Raw genomic sequence first — 16,288 nt, 5'->3', positions numbered from 1 at the left:
AAGCGCCCGGACGTTGAAGGCTAGAAGTTGTGCATGTAACACTTCGCCTCGGGGTGAGGATCTTTCGAGTGTCTGCGCAGGCAACGCTGCTTTTTCTCCTGCTGTTCCAGGTTCCGCTGCTGCCGCTCGGCGGCCTCTGCTGCCTCGCGCTGCTGTTCCCGTGCAATCGCCTGCTCGTTGACCAGCGTCAGGTTATCGACATTCCACACCTTGTGACGCAATGCATCACGCTTTTTCTGGTATTCCTCGGTGATCTTACTGTCCTTCGGCGCCGCCGCATGGTATTCCAGATCCACCCGCGCCTGCGCGAAGCTGGCGCAACACAAGGCCACGCCGGTCAACACTATCATTTTCATCGATAAACTCCTGACAAGTCCCTGTTCTCATCTTTAGCAATTCAGCGGCCGACCATTCAGCCAGGCCCGGCAATATGCGCCGACAAACGGCCGATGCGGCCCCATCAGGGACGTCCGGCGCAGACGCAGCGACAGGCAGCGAACAATATCGGCTCCCTGTTCGCAGGCCGATCGGGCGCTCTGGTGCCCCTGCGCAGAACGTCTCGCCGTTTTCTGTGTTTGCAACCACATTTCCAACGCTTCCCGCTCTGCACGCAGCCGCGCCAGCTGCATGCGCTCCGCCTGAATCTGTTCAACCAACCAAATATGCTGCAACAAGCCATCCAGCCGCGCCGGGCATCCCGCCGCAGAGGGACTTTCCGTCGAGGCGCCGGGCGAGGAATGGCGATCGATGAACGCCTGACTGCAAAATGAGGCCAGCAGCGCCAGCGCCGCAGCGATTAACGAGGGTATTTTCAATACACAAGCTCCATGAATAAGCCGACTGGGGCGCGCCACGAAAAATGACGCAGAGAACCGTTCAACAGCCATTGAGTGAAGACATATGAGGCTCTGCGGGATCGGGCGCATGTTGCCCTCCCGTCGCCGGCGTTTTCGCGTTTTCGGCATCGCATTCCGCCAGACGCGCCAAGGTTTCAGCCTCGTTCTCCGTGGGTGGTGTCGGCACCGCCATCTCTTGTCGCAGGCCATGCGCCAGCTCTTTCAATTTCTTCTGAAACAGCACGGGAGAAACTCCCTCGCATTGCCGATCGTAACGGGCCGCATTTGCTTGCAGACTCAACAACGACATTATCAACATGGCGACAATACGCTTTGCCATTGAAAACTCCTGTAATGATGTCTAGGTATGTCGATATAAATTCAACAAGCAGAGATTCATCGTTTAAAGATAAATAACGCATCGGAAAAACAGAGTAGCGAATTAATAATAAACCGCTCCATAATATCTCTGAGATAACGTCTGGCGCCACGCCGAATAAAGAGTGGCGATTAGCGCCCCCCTATTTTCGACCAGTCCAGCGTACCGCCGATACCGACCCGGCCTTCATTCAGCACGGAAGCGGCGGATTCGCCGGCGATAATACGCTGTTTTTGTTCTCGCGTTGCGGGCTGCGGTGCTCCCCAATTCCCCCGATGAGCGGAGGAGGATGAGGATGAAACAGTGGGGTAAATGGCACTGCATCCGTTTAATACCAGACACAATGCCAGAAGATAATTACGCCATGTCATACTATTCCCCTTAAAATAACGCCATTGGTAGTGACGGTAAATGAAAAATGAGTTTATTTAGTTTAATAACGTTCGCCGCATGCCATCGCCAGCGACAAAAAGAATACGCAAGTGTTAATCACCCGTTATTTTAATTAACCTGAATAAAACAAATATCGCTCAATAAGATAACGCTAATCGCAGAAATGGGCCAGCAGGTTCAGCGCACTTCCGAGTGCGCTGGGATCTTACTCTTCGCCGTCCGGCTGCCAGGCCAACAGATCGCCAGGCTGGCAGTCGAGAATGCGGCAGATCTTGTCCAGCGTTTCCAGCCTGACTCCCTTGACCTTGCCGTTTTTCAACAGAGACAGGTTTTGCTCAGTGATCCCCACCTGCTCCGCCAGCTCCTTTGAACGCATCTTCCTTTTGGCCAACATGACATCAAGACTTACGATTATTGCCACTCTATTCTCACACGAAAGAAAGCTGTTCTTCATTCAGCCGCAACGCTTCCAGAAATACCCGGCTAAATACCAGGATTGCGCAGCCTACGATCAGCGAGCGCACCGACTCGCTATTGACGCCATAATAAAGGATAAACAGCATTTTTTCATCGGCGGTCAATACCATCACCTGCAACAGACCAGCTAACGACGGGAACAACACATCGACGATCAGCAAGATGCCGATGATCTGCAACAGCACCATATTGTTGCGATGCCACACGTTGCCGCGGAAAAATTGATAAAACAGCCCAGCGCCGCACAGCAGCGCGCTGTAATAGGGCAAATAACCGAGCATGTCGATAAGCAGCGTGGCGAACAGCGCCCAGCGTTGCTGCGGGATCGCGTAGGCAAGCAGCTCCGGGTAATATTCCCGGTAAGAGGCGACGATATCGCGATAGGCTACGCCCTGCAGCCAATCCCGCACAATGATGAACATCTCAACGCCGGTGCTGACGATCAGCATCGCCATAATGAGCAAACACAGACAACGCACGTACAGCGGCAGATGGATCCTTGGCGCAGCGCCCATAATTTTCTATCCCTTAATCAACAGCAATAAATTATCGTAAAACGATAATTTATTGCTGTCAATGATCAAGTGGACTGATGAGTCAGACGGTGGGCGCCAATGCGCGGGCAATAAAAAAGGCCGGGCTAACCCGACCTTGTTTGACTGCTCGACGCGCTTAGACCAGTTCGATCACGTCGAAGTTGGCTTCGCCGCTCAGATCGGCATCGTAATCAACGCCCTGCAGACCGAAGCCGAACAGGCGCAGGAATTCCGCCTTGTAGCCCTGGTAATCGGTCAGTTCGTTGATGTTATTGTCGTTCAGCTGCTGCCAGATTTCACGGCAGGTTTCCTGCACGGCATCGCGCAGTTCCCAGTCATCCAGGCGCAGACGGTGTTTCTCGTCGGTGTCCGGCGCCGCACCGCTGTACAGCTTGGTCGCGAACAGACGCTGGATCTGCTCGATGCAGCCTTCGTGAATGCCCTGCTCCTTCATGATTTTGAACACGATGGAGATATACAGCGGCATCACCGGAATGGCGGAGGAGGCCTGAGTTACCACCGACTTGAGCACCGCAACGTAAGCCGCGCCGCCTTTGGCCTGCAGCTTCTGGTTGATGGCCTGCGCCGCGCGATCCAGATCTTCTTTCGCCTTGCCCAGCGTACCGTGCCAGTAGATTGGCCAGGTCAGATCGGTACCAATGTAGGAGTAAGCGACAGACTGCGCGTTATCCGCCAGCACGCCCGCTTCGTCCAGCGCGTCCATCCACAGCTGCCAGTCCTGGCCGCCCATCACCTTCACGGTGTCGGCGATTTCTTGCTCGTTGGCCGGCTCGACCACGGCTTCAACCAGCACGTCTTTGTTGGTGTCCAGCGCAACGGATTTGTACGGCTCGCCGATCGGCTTCAGTGCGGAACGCACCACTTCGCCGGTTTCCGGCATTTTACGCACCGGCGAAGCCAGCGAGTAAACCACCAGGTCAACCTGACCCAGGTCTTTTTTGATCAGATCGATAACGGTCTGACGGCACTCGTTGGAGAATGCGTCGCCGTTGATGCTTTTCGCGTACAGGCCTTCTTCTTTAGCTGCCTTGTCGAAACCGGCGGAGTTGTACCAACCGGCGGAACCGGTTTTGCCTTCGCTGCCAGGCTTCTCGAAAAATACGCCGATGGTGGCCGCACCGCTGCCGAAAGCGGCATTGATGCGCGAGGCCAGACCGTAACCGGTGGATGCACCAATGACCAGCACCTTTTTAGGCCCGTTTTTCAGTTCGCCGCGCGACTTAACGTAGGCGATTTGCTCACGGACGTTGGCTTCACAGCCTGCCGGGTGAGCGGTGGTGCAGATAAAACCACGAATTTTAGGTTTGATAATCATAGTAATTTTTTCTTGGTAGCTAAAAACCGAAGGACAATATACCTGATTTTCTCGATATACTTAAGAAAGTGCGAAAACAAGCGCAGTGAACAGACCAGTCGGGGCCGCCCCCTGCGCCAGTGAAGGAGTCGTACCGGGTGAATGCCATTCCCAAAATACATGCCGATGAGGCCGAAATCTCTCTCCCCCATGTCCGAGCTATGCTCGCCGAACAGTTCCCGGCCTGGGCGGCGTTACCCATCGAACTCGTCACCACCGGCGGTACCGACAACGTGATGCTGCGGCTCGGCGACGCGCTGTTCATTCGCCTGCCGCGTACCGCCTCGGCGGCCGAAGCGCTGGCGCGCGAGAACCGCTACCCCGCGTTGCTGGCCCCTCATCTGCCGGCACCGATTTCAGCGCCGTTAGCCCGGGGCAAGCCGGATGACGCCTATCCTTTCGCCTGGAGCATCGGCCGTTGGATCAGCGGTCGCACGCCCGCCTGCGGCGAATGCAGCCCGGCGCTGGCGACGCAGTTGGGCGAATTCGTACGCACGCTCCATACCATCCCGACCGCAGACTATGAGATCACCGCCTATCGCGGCGGCCCGATCAGCGCCAGAGATGCCCTCACGCGCGAGTCTATCGCCCAGTGCGCCCCTCACCTCGATGCCGCCGTCCTGCTGCGGACGTGGGACAATGTGAGCCAGGTGCGTGAAAACACCGCCGGCGCATGCTGGCTACATACGGACATTCAACCCGGCAATTTGCTGGTCGACAACGGTGAACTGGCGGCGGTGATCGACTGGGGCGGCATCGCCATCGGCGATCCGGCGGTCGATCTGATCGTCGCCTGGAACCTGATGGGGCCGGAAGCCCGCGAACATTTCCGCCGAGCGGTGAAGGTGGACGATGAGACCTGGCGTCGCGGTCGCGCCTGGGCGCTGTCGATTGGCGTTATCGCTTACGCCTACTATGTCGATAAGGAACCTTTGCTGACGCGCACGTCACGCTACCAGCTGAAGCAGGTCGCGGCGGAGATGGGATTGACGCTATAAAACAGCAGACCGGACGCACTTCGCCCGGTCTGCAATCATTACGCCTTGTTCTTTTCCAACTGCTCAATCAGCGTATAACGCAGCGACGAGGCATCGGCCGGCACGTTCTCCACCGGGGTAACAAGCACTTTCAGCCGATACTGATAACCCGGTTCGAAGGTGAAACCCTCGATGCCGGTATAGAACAACTCCCACGGCTGCTGCGCGGAGCGACGCACCTGCATGCACTTCATCGGGCCGACGCCCACGCAGTCCACCAGCGCGCTGTTCACCAGCAACACTTCCGTTTGGCCGCCTTTCTCATTTGCGGGCTGATTCATCGAGGCTCCCTCCTGGCTGCAGCCGGCCAATGCGGCCAACGCAACAAATAACAACGCTTTGATTTTCAATGTACTGCACCAATAGTCATGTAGGTCAGACGATCCTAACAAATTGACTGGATGAATTGAACCTTGCTCCGTATCACAGAGGCGACATTATTCGCTCGCGCTTATTCTCCAAACTCATGCGTTACAGGACAGAGGTCATGACGGTACGCTGTCGTTTTTATCATCGGTATCAATGAGAAAACCGGCATCACGAATCGCCGCCCTCACCTGCCTGGCGTCCATCACCGCCGTTTTCACATAGCCAAAGAATGCCACCCGCGCGCCGGGCAAACGGACTGGCGTCGCCAGTTGGGCACTGAGTTCGCGATTGCGCTGCGCCATCTGCTCGGCACGCGCCTGCCAAAATGCAGCCGGTTCGGAGGGAGTTTCAGTGGCGGTTTCGAACCGAGACGCCAATTCGCTTAGCGCCTCCCACTCCGCCAACAGGGCGGCAACCACTTCAGGATTAGCCACCTGCCCCCAGTCAGAGGGTAAAATCCCCTCACGCCACGCCTCAAGGTAGCCGGGCAACGCCCTCTTCAACCGACTCAGCCGATCGTTCAACGCAGGTTTCATTTTACAACGCCTAATGTCTTGATATTCCCCATAATGTCACTCTCGCTTAACCGGTGATGGGAGCAATGACCGGAGCTTATCAGCGCCATAGATGACATAATGACTTTTAGTGCGGCTAAATTAGCGATATGTGCGGGTGGGGATGGAGATCGGGTTGGTGGCTGTGATTCGAAAGAGGAGCGGGGATTGTTGCTGGCGGATTAAGAGGAATTTACTTATAAATCAATCACAAACAAAAACTGAATACGATACCTATATGTACAAAAGAATGAACACATCTCTATAAAAATACAAAAAACCCCGGATTCTCCGGGGTGAATGATTAAATCAATAGAAAATTAATAGGAGGGAAGGTTATTTTATGGATTCTTTTATCCCATACATGTTCCGATCGCTATCCATCGAAATCCCACCGGGGAACTGCTGAACAGCGTTGGGCCCAGACGTTGCCACATAGTCAGTATTTGAGGGTCTCCCCTCGAAGTACCTCTGGCTAGAGTCATTAGGAAATACAACAGCATTAATCATATTATGGCCTGCGTTATTCCCCCATTTGAGTTGTGCTATTTTATTGTTATGGAGTTGAAGATTCAGGTTATTAACACCAGAATAAGACTCATCATCACCTATTTGAACACCATAAGTTCTGTTGGCATAAAATGTTCCTTGTACGATAGAATCATTAGAACGCAGCAGCAAACCTACACCTTTATTTGCCTCACTTTCAATCCCATAAGCAAGAATATTTGCCCCTGACTCAGTCCTCATGCCATTACCGTTAGCATATAGATGGGTATTAGTAAGCATTAGACCTCCGCCGCTATAAAAGCCCTCCTTATGCAGAACATCAATCCCCCACCCTCCATTGTTAGCAGCAATCATCCCAGAAACGATCGAATCATGCGGTCCTCGCATCGTCCATCCATTACCTTTATTGCTAATTAATTTTACTCGAGTAAAGTAAGACTCCATTGCATCATTTTCATCTGGATGAACAGAACCGCTTGGAATAAATTGAGTAACTAATGCATCTCCAGAGAACCGCTCGATTGATACATCTTCAAGCCAGAACCATAAACCATATATTTCAACACCATTAACGCTGGCTTTTTTTCCATCACCACCATCAATAGTAATGTCTTTTATTTTTATGTATTTAACACCAGGGAGGCTTTTTCTATCACCATCTAATGGCGATGCAATTTTCAATGCATTTTTTTCGCTCAGGCTTGATAGTTTTTCATAGTCAGCACTTTGAATAATAGGCCCAGAAGAAGCCGAGGATAATTTCAACTGAGTGCGATAGATTCCAGAACCGATAACTTGGGATGCATTATCAATTACAATGCAAGGTGACGCACTGCAAGTCCACACGCCTGGCGAAAACTCAATTACTTGCCCAACACCAAGCTTTATTGTAGATTTAATCTCACCCGGTTCATTGGCTTTGATAGTAATTTGCTTGCCATTGGCGGCAATTATCTCTTTATTAATAATGTCGCCAACATCTGCCGTAGAAAATGCATATGCATAATTAGCCACCATAAACGGAATAATTGATAAAAAAGACACATACCCCTTTGTCATTGTTAGACATCCTTTTAACTTAAATTTGAGAGCCAATAATTTAATGATAGATAACAAAATGTCAACTTCAAAATACTTCAAGCGTCACATTTATCGAGGTGTTAGCAACACATCACCATTACTAGCATGGCCTGTCTATCCGAAGTTCGCTCGTCCCCAAATACACCATTACGAGAATTATTTCCTGGTGATGTGATGCTAAGGTTCCTGTGCATCCGTGGTTACAGTTGACCGTCCCCATTGCTGTACTAGTTCTAATGCGGGTTCCTGATAACCATTGACCCTATCCCAAAATCAGTGCAGTGCTAAATCAGAGAGGAGCTCAAAAGTAGGTATTGGCGTCCGCGATGTTCTTAGCATTTCTGCGGCCCCCTCAGCACGATCTGCATCGTCAGATACTCCACTGCTGCTACTTTCGCCTCACGACTAAACTTAAACGCGGCATCAGTCGACTGAGCTGCGCTATCTGCAGACTAGCTACTCTTTGCTTCGTCTGTTGCTTGTTGCGTACTGCAGGCTCCCAGCATAATTTTTTTGCCAACGACGCCATCAACGGGCAATCCTTCAGATGACATAGATGATTCCCCGAGATAATTCAGATTATGAAATGGTTGTTTTAATTGGGACGCGGATAAAAAAGCCCCGAATTACCCAGGGCTTACATTGATTTTTTTATTTATTGCACTGCAAGTTTAACCTCTGCTTTTCTTATGGCTTTTTTCCTTAATTTCTCTGATTGCCTTTCAACGGCTAGATACATTAAAATGCCAAACCCTATCACGAAAGCAAAAGCCATAAATAACTTAACCGGGGTTAAGTCAGTTCTGTCTAGCGCCCAGAAAATATAGTTATACAAATAAATAGAAAACGAGCACTTCCCTACAAATGCTACACTGCGCACAACGTGCGGCACACGCTTTCCTGAGAACCGATTAATAAGTGATACCATTAACAATGCAAAAACCGATGAAATCAACACTTCATATAGTTTAATCTTGTTATTAAAGCCATGCCCTTTGTAGAAAAGAAGCAATACAAATAACGCGATCAATATCCATTGAGCTTTCAATTTTCTTATAAATGAACCTATTCTGTTTTGATATATGGCGCAAAGCCACCCCAAAACGAAAAGTGAAAGGTAAGATGGAATGCCCCATGTTAACAATTGATTCTCACTGTAAACATTAATCAAAATACTAACAGCAAACACACTGACCAACAAAACAACTCTTCCCAAAACAGTGGTAAATAAAACAACCAGAGCAGGGAGAATTAAATAAAACTGCATCTCAACAGCGAGCGACCAATAAACCCCACTAATTGAGAAAAATGTCTTTTCTGAAAAATTGTGAATAAATAAAGCATGGGATATTACATCAAAGACCCCTGTAGGTTTTGTTGCAATGCCAAAACCTCGAATTAGAACAAACCAAACCGCGATTGATATGTAAAATGGAATAGCTATCCGCAAGTATCTTTTTAAAAAATAGATGCCATACTTCTTTGCTGAAAAGCCACTTGAAAATGCTTTTCCACTTGACCCAGCCATACAATAGCCTGAAATTACAAAAAACATTCCAACGCCGATCCACCCGTTACCAAAAAGCCCCATCACATCGAAGCCGAATGGTAGCGGTCGGCCTAAAGAACCGGACCATAGGAAAAGGTGAAAGGCGGTAACGAGCATAACCGCTACACCTCTAAAAAAGTCAATAATATCATTGCGCTGAGACATGTCATTTCCTTTAGTTATTGACGCAATGATAAGCCACCTACCAGCAGATTACCAACCTATCGGAACATAGGAGTAACTCAATCCATCCCAACGGGCTAACGAAAAAGTTTATCGCCGCGCGGAAAGCATCAGGTTTGGAATTTCAGGCAAGCCCGCCGACGTTCCACGAGATCCGAAACCTGTCCGGCCGCCTGTACGAAAAGCAGAACGACAAGGCATTTGCCCAAAAGCTGCTGGGGCATACAACGGAAATGAAGACGCTGAAATAGCTTAAAACGAGGGGGAAGGAGTACGTGATGCTGTAAAAAACCGAATATCAAAATTCGAGTAAATTTCGACTAATTCCGATTTTTTCAAAAAAAGACTTATAAATCAATCACACAAAAAAAGACCGAATACGATTCCTATATTCGGTCTAGGGAAATGGCTCTTGGGAGAGAGCCGTGCGCTAAAAGTTGGCATTTAATGCAGGGCTTGTTCAGCCGTGCACTTTAAGAGTAGCCTACCGCGCCAGTTTTGCCAGCCGCCCGGCGGCCGCGTGATAGTTTCGTGACGAAATAACTATGCGGCAAATGCGCATCAATCCGCGCACGTTGGGCAAGGCGTTGGCAAACAAGCGGTTAGTCAGCGCACAGCTTCTCGGCGCGTTCAATGAACGGCGCCAGACTCATTTTTTTCCCTGGTTCGGCAGGGTCGTCCAGCAGGAGCACCTCCAGCGGCTGCGCACGCTGATGGCCCTTCTTCACCTGCTGCTCCGCTGCATCGTTGAGCGGGTATTGCATCAAGGTGCTGTTGTTGAGCACGAACAGCGCGCCGCCGCTGCGGCATTGCAGCGTCACTTCTTCCTTGGTGAACGCCCACTGTTTGCCGTACTCCAGTTTAGTGATGTTCACCAGTTTGTCTGCCGCCAGCGCGCCGGTCGCGGTTGCCAGCAGCGTAATGCCGAGTAATACCGATTTCATGTGTTGGCCTTAAGGTTGCTATTCGCGTCGATTTTCCCGCAGCTTGCCGGCCTGCGGCAAGCTGAAATGTCATACCGGCGCATAGGTTGCAAATAAACTGACCAGCAGCAGCACCGCCATCCCCAGCCCGACTTCGAGCCAGCAGGCCAGCACCACGCCGCGCTGCGCCAGCGCCGGCACGCGGCTCATTGCCGGCACGATAGCGTAGCGATTGGCCAGCGCCACCATCACCATCAGCGCCACCAGCGCGGTTTTAATCAGCAGCAGGCGCTGATAAGGCGAGCTGAGGTTAAGCGGCCAACCACCGAGAATGATCAGGCTGTTGACGATGCCGGTGACGATCACCGCCGCCACCGCCAGGTGCCCCCAGCGCGAGAAACGGATCAGCGTGGTGATGGCGTCGCTGCGCCACTGCGGCGGCTGCAGGTAACGCAGGCAAACCAGCAGCGGCGCCAGGCTGCCGAACCAGTAACCGGCGGCCAGCAGGTGTATCGCATGGTTGGCGCGGTGCAGCGCGCCCAACGTGCCTTCGTGCATCGCCGCGTGGCCGATAAACGCCAGGCTCACCAGCAGCAGCGCCGAACACAGCGCCAACGCCTGCGCGCGCGGCCGCTCCGGCAGCAGCAGGCTCAGGATCGCCAGCAGCGACAGGCCCAGATGCCAGCGCCACACTTCGCCGAAGGTGGTGCCGAGCACCGCCCACCAAACCTCCAGCCGCCAGGCGTCTTGCCAACCGTCGCCCATCTGCCCGGCCTGAATAGCCAGCAGCGCCACGGCGGAAAGCCCAGCAGTCCAGGTGCCGGCAAGCAGCAGCGGGCGCACATCGCGGGAGAGGATCGGGGAGAGGCGCTGCGGTGACAATAAGGCGGTGAACAGACTGATGCCGAACATCAGCATCACCGCCGCAAAGTGCACCAAGCGACACAGAACGAACAGGGTCGCCAGACTCACGATCAGTTTACGGTGAAGCTGTACTGGCCTTTGGTTTTATGCCCGTCGACCGACACCACATGCCAGCTGACGTTGTATTTGCCCGCGCTCAGTTCGCCGTCGATCGGCACGTTGACCTGGGTGTTATTGTTCGGATCGAGCTGCAGCTTGCCGGTTTTCACCACGGCGTTATCCGGGCCGGTGATTTTCACGCCGCTGAAGTTCGGCTCGATGCCTTCGGAGAAGCTGAGGGTCAGCGCCTTCGGCGCCGGGCTGACGCTGGCGTCGGCCTTCGGCGTTTCCACTTTCAAGTGGGCGTGCGCCAGCGCTTGCTGTGAAGATAGGCCAACGAACAGGACGAAAACGGTGGAAAGCAGGCGACAGGAGGAACGAATTTTACCGATCACAGTGGTATCCCTTAACAGTAAAAGAGGGTCATAAGGGTTAAGGCCACAGCCAAGGCGATGTATCAGCGGCCCCAACCCACCGCAAGTGATTGCGCCACGGGTAAACAGAAAAACGGGTTATATCGGCTAACCCGCTGTTTTGACTCTACCATCCCTGTAGCGTATCGCGGTAAATCATAACGACCACGCTGCGGCAAGTCGAGCGCATCACTGGCATTTTGCGATCCGGCAGCACGTATCGCCGCATAACCGCGATAAACGCAGGGTAAAAAAAACCGCGCGTCAGGCTCACCTGCGCGCGGTTTTTCGATGTTCTGGTGCAGATTAAGCCTGGCCGTTGCCGCCCTGGCCCATCGCGCCCATTTTCTTCAGATCTTTGTCGATGAAGAACAAGCCTTTGCCGCTGGTGCCCACCAGCGCCAGCTTATCCAGCACGGATTTGAACAGTTTCTCTTCTTCATGCTGCTCCGCCACGTACCACTGCAGGAAGTTGAAGGTGGAGTAATCGTGCGCGGTCATGGCGGCGTGCGCCAGTTCGTTGATCTGACGGGTGATCAGCTGTTCGTGTTCGTAGGTCTGCTGGAACACGTCCGCCAGCGATTCGAACGCCACCGGCGGCGCGGCGATGCTGCCCAGCAGCGGTAGAGAACCGGTGTCGCTCAGGTAGTCGAACAGGCGTTGCATATGCTGCATCTCTTCCTGAGAGTGCTCTTTAAGAAATGCGGCGGCGCCTTCAAAGCCTTTATCGCTGCACCATGCGCTCATCTGCAGGTACAGGTTGGCGGAGTAGAACTCCAGATTCAGTTGCTCATTCAGCTTTTGAGTCATTTCTTGCGTCAGCATAATGATTCCTTTTATTTTGCAGGTCATGAATTTAATTTCCGCGCATTATGCCCTGCTGCCGTAAAAATAAAAACACCTTATTTACACTCAAATCACATTAATTATAAAAACCATAAATATCAATAAATTAAAATATCACCAATATATTGAGAATTAACATGATAATTATTTTCATCTTTTATTTTAATCATAAAGCGAATCATTCTTATTTAAAAGAATAAATAGATTGCATTACTGCTGGATAAATATCGCCCGCGACGGCGGCGCAACGGGCTTGCCAAGCGCCGCCGGGTGGATTACCTTCTGCGCAGATTCAATGCGGCAAAGTAAGTAAGGAGCATAGCGTGGGTTACAATCTGGCCGAGTTGTCCAAAGAAGAGATGGACAGGGTGAACGTGGATCTCGCCGCCTCAGGCGTGGCGTACAAAGAGCGCTACAACATGCCGGTGATCCCGGAAGTGGTAGAGCGCGAGCAGCCGGAGCCGCTGCGCGACTATTTTCGCGAGCGCGTGGCGCACTACCGCGCGGAATCCCACCGATTTTCGCGCCTGCCGTACGAGCCGAAGGTCAAATAACAAAACCCGCCATTACGGCGGGTTTTTGCGTCACTTGCCGGCGAACCGGTCGGTGGCGATCATCAGCTGGTGCAAAATACCCGGCTCATCATACGAATGCCCCGCCCCTTCCACGATATGCAGCTCCGCCTCCGGCCAGGCCTTGGCCAGATCCCAGGCGTTCTGCACCTGGCAGGCCATGTCATAGCGGCCGTGGACAATCACCGCCGGAATATGGCGGATCAGCGGCACGTTACGCAGCAGCTGGTCATCGCTCTCCAGGAAGCCCAGATGCGTGAAGTAGTGGTTTTCAATACGGGCGAACGCCAGCGCGAAATCATCCTCGCCAAACGAAGCAGATTCACGGCTCGGCAACAGCGTGACCGTCTCCCCTTCCCACACGCTCCACAGCTTGGCCGCTTCAAGCTGCACCTGCGGATCGGCCGAGGTCAGCCGCTGCCGGTAGGCGGCGATCACGTCTTGACGTTCTTCATCTGACAGAATGGACAGCACGCGCTCCCATTTGTCCGGGAAGAAGCGCGAAGCGCCGTCCTGGTAATACCAATGCAGCTCCTGCTTGCGCAGGGTGAAGATGCCGCGCAGCACCATTTCACTGACGTGCTCCGGGTGGGTTTGCGCATAGGCGAGCGCCAGCGTAGACCCCCAGGAGCCGCCGAACACCAGCCACTGCTCGACGCCGGCCATTTCGCGCAACCGCTCGATATCGGCCACCAAGTGCCAGGTAGTATTGTTGTCCAGGCTGGCGTGCGGGCGGGAACGGCCGCAACCGCGCTGATCGAACAGCAGCACCTTGTAGCGTTCGGGATCGAACAGTTGACGATGATGCGGGGAGATACCGCCACCCGGTCCACCGTGAATGAAGACCGCCGGTTTACCGTTCGGGTTACCGCTCAGCTCCCAGTAGATCCGGTGGCCATCCCCAGTGTCCAGCCAACCGCTGTCGTATGCCGCTAACGGCGGGTACAAACCTCGTAATTGTTCCATGGCGCTTTCCGTCTCTCTGTGAGTCATGCTTTCATCAAAGCGGAAGCCGCCCGGCAGGTCAACGGTAAAACCCGAAAACTCGAACGCGCGCCGAGAACTCGGCGCGCGTTTGCTCAAAATCACATCGACCTGCCTGCAAAACGCCCACAGGCCCGATCAGTTAAGGTGCGCGATCGCACTGATCTCCACCAATTGCTCGGGCGAAGCCAACCCGGTGACCCCGATCAGCGAACCGGCGGGCCGGTGATCGCCGACATAGCGCTTGAACAACGCAACGCACGGTTCAAAGTGCGCCAGTACATCGGTCAGGTAGATCTCCACATACGCCAGGTTCGAACGTTCGGCACCGAATCCCGCCAATACCCGATCCAGATTGTCCAACGTCTGTTGGGTTTGCCGTTCGATATCGCCCGCGCCGACAAACTCCCCCTGCATATCATGGGAAAACTGCCCAGAGATGTAGAGGGTATCCTTGACGCGATAGCCTTGGGACACGCCATTCTCCTCTTCCCAAATGACCCCGTGGTGGTAGTGCGTGATGCCATTTTTCATGCTGTTTCTCCAACCGTTTATCGTTTCCATGACGACTATAATCGTTTGATTGGCGAATGGATGTCGTCACTGAAACGACGTTGACGACGCATTTAATATATTGAATATATTGAATTTATTGTCTTTTCACCGGTTCTCAGAGGGCAGCATGCTACGGGCGAATCTCAATGACATTCAGGTTTTCATGGCCGTCGTCGACGCCGGCAGTTTTGTCGCCGGCGGACAGACGATGGGGCTATCGCGTTCGGCGGCGGGCAAGGCCATCGCGCGTCTGGAGCAGCGGCTGAGCGTGCGGCTGTTGCATCGCACCACGCGTTCGCTTGGCCTGACCGACGAGGGACGAGAGTTTTATCGACGTGGCCTGCAGATCCTCGCTTCGGTCGACGATGCCGAGGCCAGCGTGGCCGGCGACAAGGGCACCGCACGCGGAGTGCTGCGGTTGACCGCCCCTTCCGCCTTCGGCAGACGGATCCTGTTGCCGCTGGTGCCGAAATTTCTCGTCGCCTGGCCTGAGGTGCAGGTGGAGATCAGTTTTTCCGATCGCCTGGCGGATGTCGTGGAAGAAGGATTTGATTTGGCAGTACGGATCGGCGTCACGGCGCCGGATACCCGGCTGGTGTCCAGAACCCTCGCCAGGTATCGCGCCCTGCTGTGCGCCTCCCCCGCCTACCTCGCCGCCCGTGGCGAACCGCATACCGTCGAGTCGCTCGCCGGGCACGAGGCTCTGCTGTTCAGCAGCCGCAACCAAAAACAGCCCTGGCGGCTGCGTGACGAGCGCGGCGAATGGGTCAAGGCCCCAGTTCGCGGCCGCCTGCGGCTGGACAGCGGAGAAGCGCTGCACGATGCGGCCTTGGCCGGGTTGGGCATCGCGTATCTGCCGGACTTTATGATTGCGGAGGATTTGGCCGCCGGTCGTCTGCAGCAGGTGCTGCGCGCCGTGGAGGGTGAAGAAGTCAGGATTGTGGCGCTCTATCCGAATAAGCGCCTGCTGGAACCCCGCGTCAGGCGCTTTCTCGATCTCTTGGTGGATACGCTCGGCGGCTGAAACCTTACCCGCCTTTGCGCATATGCGGCTCGCGCATCTCCTGTGCGGTTTTCGCCTCGATGCTCAGTTCCGCCGTCGGGCGCAACATCAGGCGTGCCAAGCCGATAGGTTCGCCGGTTTCCCGGCAGTAGCCGTACTCGCCGTTCTGCAACCGCGCCAGCGCCGCATCGATTTTCGGCAGCAGGCGGCTTTCGCGATCCAACTGGCGGAACAACAGGCGCAGCTCTTCTTCGCGCGCCGCCTTGTCGGCTTCATCGCCCGTCGCTTCGCCGCTGTCGATCGCCTTCTTCAGCTCATCGATGTGCAGCAGCAGTTTTTGCCGCTCATCCTGCAGCAGCTGGCGGAAAAAAGCCCGTTGAACCGAGTTCATGTAATCAGAATCCGGCATGGCCAGCAGTTGCTGCGCATCCGGTAATGTCATCACTGTCATTGCGTTCTCCGAACCCTAAAAGTGTAATATTATAACATAATAATTATTTTAAGCACCCGGTCATCCAAAAACAAAATTTCACGTGCAAACAGCCAGTTACACACTACTGGCACTTTGTCGCTTGCATCCTGTCGGCTTTAGGCGGTTAATGGCTGAGCAAGCCACCCAATCATAGGTAACGAGAGGCCATCATGAGTAAGGGAATGGATAGCAAAAAAAATGCGAAGAAGAAGCCGTTGAAAACCCCAGCAGAGAAACGTGCGGAGAAACGCGCCAAAAAAGCGCATCCGTCTGGTGAGT

Annotated in this window: 21 protein-coding genes and 1 pseudogene; 4 read left to right on the top strand and 18 right to left on the bottom strand. The window is 53.6% G+C overall.

From position 1 onward, the window contains the following. Window positions 1-20: 20 nt before the first annotated feature. The 7 genes from ACSJLU_RS09695 to fabV all read right to left on the bottom strand — a co-directional run bounded on the left by ACSJLU_RS09695 (window position 21) and on the right by fabV (window position 3,957). Complete coding sequence (locus ACSJLU_RS09695; RefSeq protein ID WP_025302462.1) at window positions 21-356, bottom strand: hypothetical protein; 336 nt, start codon at window positions 354-356, stop codon at window positions 21-23. 33 nt (window positions 357-389) lie between these two features. Continuing rightward, window positions 390-815: a hypothetical protein gene (locus ACSJLU_RS09690; RefSeq protein ID WP_025302461.1), complete on the bottom strand. Its 426-nt coding sequence runs from the start codon at window positions 813-815 to the stop codon at window positions 390-392. Window positions 816-876: 61 nt separating this feature from the next. Continuing rightward, entirely contained in the window at window positions 877-1,176 is a 300-nt protein-coding gene (locus ACSJLU_RS09685; protein ID WP_025302460.1) for a hypothetical protein, read from the bottom strand. Between the two features lie 170 nt (window positions 1,177-1,346). Beyond that, window positions 1,347-1,586: a hypothetical protein gene (locus tag ACSJLU_RS09680; protein ID WP_071826112.1), complete on the bottom strand. Its 240-nt coding sequence runs from the start codon at window positions 1,584-1,586 to the stop codon at window positions 1,347-1,349. 227 nt (window positions 1,587-1,813) lie between these two features. Continuing rightward, window positions 1,814-2,029 (bottom strand): helix-turn-helix domain-containing protein, encoded by a 216-nt coding sequence (locus tag ACSJLU_RS09675; protein WP_025302459.1) that lies wholly within the window; start codon window positions 2,027-2,029, stop codon window positions 1,814-1,816. A 7-nt stretch (window positions 2,030-2,036) separates the two neighbouring features. Beyond that, window positions 2,037-2,600, bottom strand: a complete 564-nt coding sequence (locus tag ACSJLU_RS09670) for a DUF2975 domain-containing protein (protein WP_025302458.1) — start codon at window positions 2,598-2,600, stop codon at window positions 2,037-2,039. Window positions 2,601-2,757: 157 nt separating this feature from the next. Beyond that, a complete protein-coding gene (gene fabV, locus ACSJLU_RS09665) occupies window positions 2,758-3,957 on the bottom strand; it encodes an enoyl-ACP reductase FabV (RefSeq protein WP_025302456.1) in 1,200 nt (399 codons plus the stop codon). 200 nt (window positions 3,958-4,157) lie between these two features. Here fabV and ACSJLU_RS09660 point away from each other — a divergent pair, with 200 nt between their 5' ends. After that, window positions 4,158-4,994, top strand: a complete 837-nt coding sequence (locus ACSJLU_RS09660; protein WP_127146190.1) for an aminoglycoside phosphotransferase family protein — start codon at window positions 4,158-4,160, stop codon at window positions 4,992-4,994. A gap of 38 nt (window positions 4,995-5,032) precedes the next feature. On the opposite strand, the gene ACSJLU_RS09655 is transcribed toward ACSJLU_RS09660, so the two are convergent. The 4 genes from ACSJLU_RS09655 to ACSJLU_RS09640 form a co-directional block, all read right to left on the bottom strand. Then, complete coding sequence (locus ACSJLU_RS09655) at window positions 5,033-5,383, bottom strand: DUF4377 domain-containing protein (RefSeq protein WP_380825367.1); 351 nt, start codon at window positions 5,381-5,383, stop codon at window positions 5,033-5,035. Between the two features lie 135 nt (window positions 5,384-5,518). Further along, entirely contained in the window at window positions 5,519-5,938 is a 420-nt protein-coding gene (locus ACSJLU_RS09650) for a hypothetical protein (protein ID WP_230201378.1), read from the bottom strand. Window positions 5,939-6,292: 354 nt separating this feature from the next. Beyond that, on the bottom strand, window positions 6,293-7,525 hold the full coding sequence (locus ACSJLU_RS09645) for a hypothetical protein (protein WP_342096582.1): 1,233 nt from the start codon (window positions 7,523-7,525) through the stop codon (window positions 6,293-6,295). A 676-nt stretch (window positions 7,526-8,201) separates the two neighbouring features. Continuing rightward, complete coding sequence (locus ACSJLU_RS09640; RefSeq protein WP_342096583.1) at window positions 8,202-9,260, bottom strand: acyltransferase family protein; 1,059 nt, start codon at window positions 9,258-9,260, stop codon at window positions 8,202-8,204. A gap of 77 nt (window positions 9,261-9,337) precedes the next feature. On the opposite strand from ACSJLU_RS09640, the pseudogene ACSJLU_RS09635 reads away from it, so the two are divergent. Then, a pseudogene (locus ACSJLU_RS09635) lies at window positions 9,338-9,529 on the top strand (tyrosine-type recombinase/integrase); the annotation flags it as partial. A 351-nt stretch (window positions 9,530-9,880) separates the two neighbouring features. Here ACSJLU_RS09635 and ACSJLU_RS09630 read toward each other — a convergent pair. The 4 genes from ACSJLU_RS09630 to ftnA form a co-directional block, all read right to left on the bottom strand. Beyond that, on the bottom strand, window positions 9,881-10,222 hold the full coding sequence (locus ACSJLU_RS09630) for a YebY family protein (RefSeq protein ID WP_025302452.1): 342 nt from the start codon (window positions 10,220-10,222) through the stop codon (window positions 9,881-9,883). 69 nt (window positions 10,223-10,291) lie between these two features. Next, entirely contained in the window at window positions 10,292-11,173 is an 882-nt protein-coding gene (gene copD / locus ACSJLU_RS09625; protein ID WP_342096584.1) for a copper homeostasis membrane protein CopD, read from the bottom strand. Between the two features lie 2 nt (window positions 11,174-11,175). Then, window positions 11,176-11,559: a CopC domain-containing protein YobA gene (gene yobA / locus ACSJLU_RS09620; RefSeq protein ID WP_025302450.1), complete on the bottom strand. Its 384-nt coding sequence runs from the start codon at window positions 11,557-11,559 to the stop codon at window positions 11,176-11,178. Between the two features lie 324 nt (window positions 11,560-11,883). Beyond that, window positions 11,884-12,402 carry a non-heme ferritin gene (gene ftnA, locus ACSJLU_RS09615; RefSeq protein ID WP_025302449.1) on the bottom strand — a complete coding sequence of 173 codons (519 nt, stop codon included), beginning with the start codon at window positions 12,400-12,402 and terminating at the stop codon, window positions 11,884-11,886. Between the two features lie 344 nt (window positions 12,403-12,746). Between ftnA and ACSJLU_RS09610 the strand changes: the two genes are divergently transcribed. Then, the gene (locus ACSJLU_RS09610; protein ID WP_043141621.1) at window positions 12,747-12,977 is read left to right on the top strand and encodes a DNA polymerase III subunit theta; all 231 of its coding nucleotides are present in this window, start codon (window positions 12,747-12,749) and stop codon (window positions 12,975-12,977) included. Between the two features lie 30 nt (window positions 12,978-13,007). On the opposite strand, the gene pip is transcribed toward ACSJLU_RS09610, so the two are convergent. Together pip and ACSJLU_RS09600 are read right to left on the bottom strand one after the other, a co-directional pair. Next, the gene (pip, locus tag ACSJLU_RS09605; protein WP_049209433.1) at window positions 13,008-13,961 is read right to left on the bottom strand and encodes a prolyl aminopeptidase; all 954 of its coding nucleotides are present in this window, start codon (window positions 13,959-13,961) and stop codon (window positions 13,008-13,010) included. A 156-nt stretch (window positions 13,962-14,117) separates the two neighbouring features. Continuing rightward, a complete protein-coding gene (locus tag ACSJLU_RS09600; protein WP_049203470.1) occupies window positions 14,118-14,513 on the bottom strand; it encodes a RidA family protein in 396 nt (131 codons plus the stop codon). Window positions 14,514-14,661: 148 nt separating this feature from the next. Here ACSJLU_RS09600 and ACSJLU_RS09595 point away from each other — a divergent pair, with 148 nt between their 5' ends. After that, window positions 14,662-15,558, top strand: coding sequence for a LysR family transcriptional regulator (locus ACSJLU_RS09595; protein WP_060432881.1), 897 nt, complete (start codon window positions 14,662-14,664; stop codon window positions 15,556-15,558). A 4-nt stretch (window positions 15,559-15,562) separates the two neighbouring features. Here the strand turns inward: ACSJLU_RS09595 and dksA are convergent, their stop codons facing one another. Further along, entirely contained in the window at window positions 15,563-15,988 is a 426-nt protein-coding gene (gene dksA / locus ACSJLU_RS09590) for an RNA polymerase-binding protein DksA (protein ID WP_049203468.1), read from the bottom strand. Window positions 15,989-16,288: the final 300 nt, after the last annotated feature.

The organism is Serratia bockelmannii (assembly GCF_051803255.1).
GTDB lineage: Bacteria > Pseudomonadota > Gammaproteobacteria > Enterobacterales > Enterobacteriaceae > Serratia > Serratia bockelmannii.
Note: the sequence above shows the minus strand (reverse complement) of the source record. Positions and strands in the feature narration are given on the sequence as shown.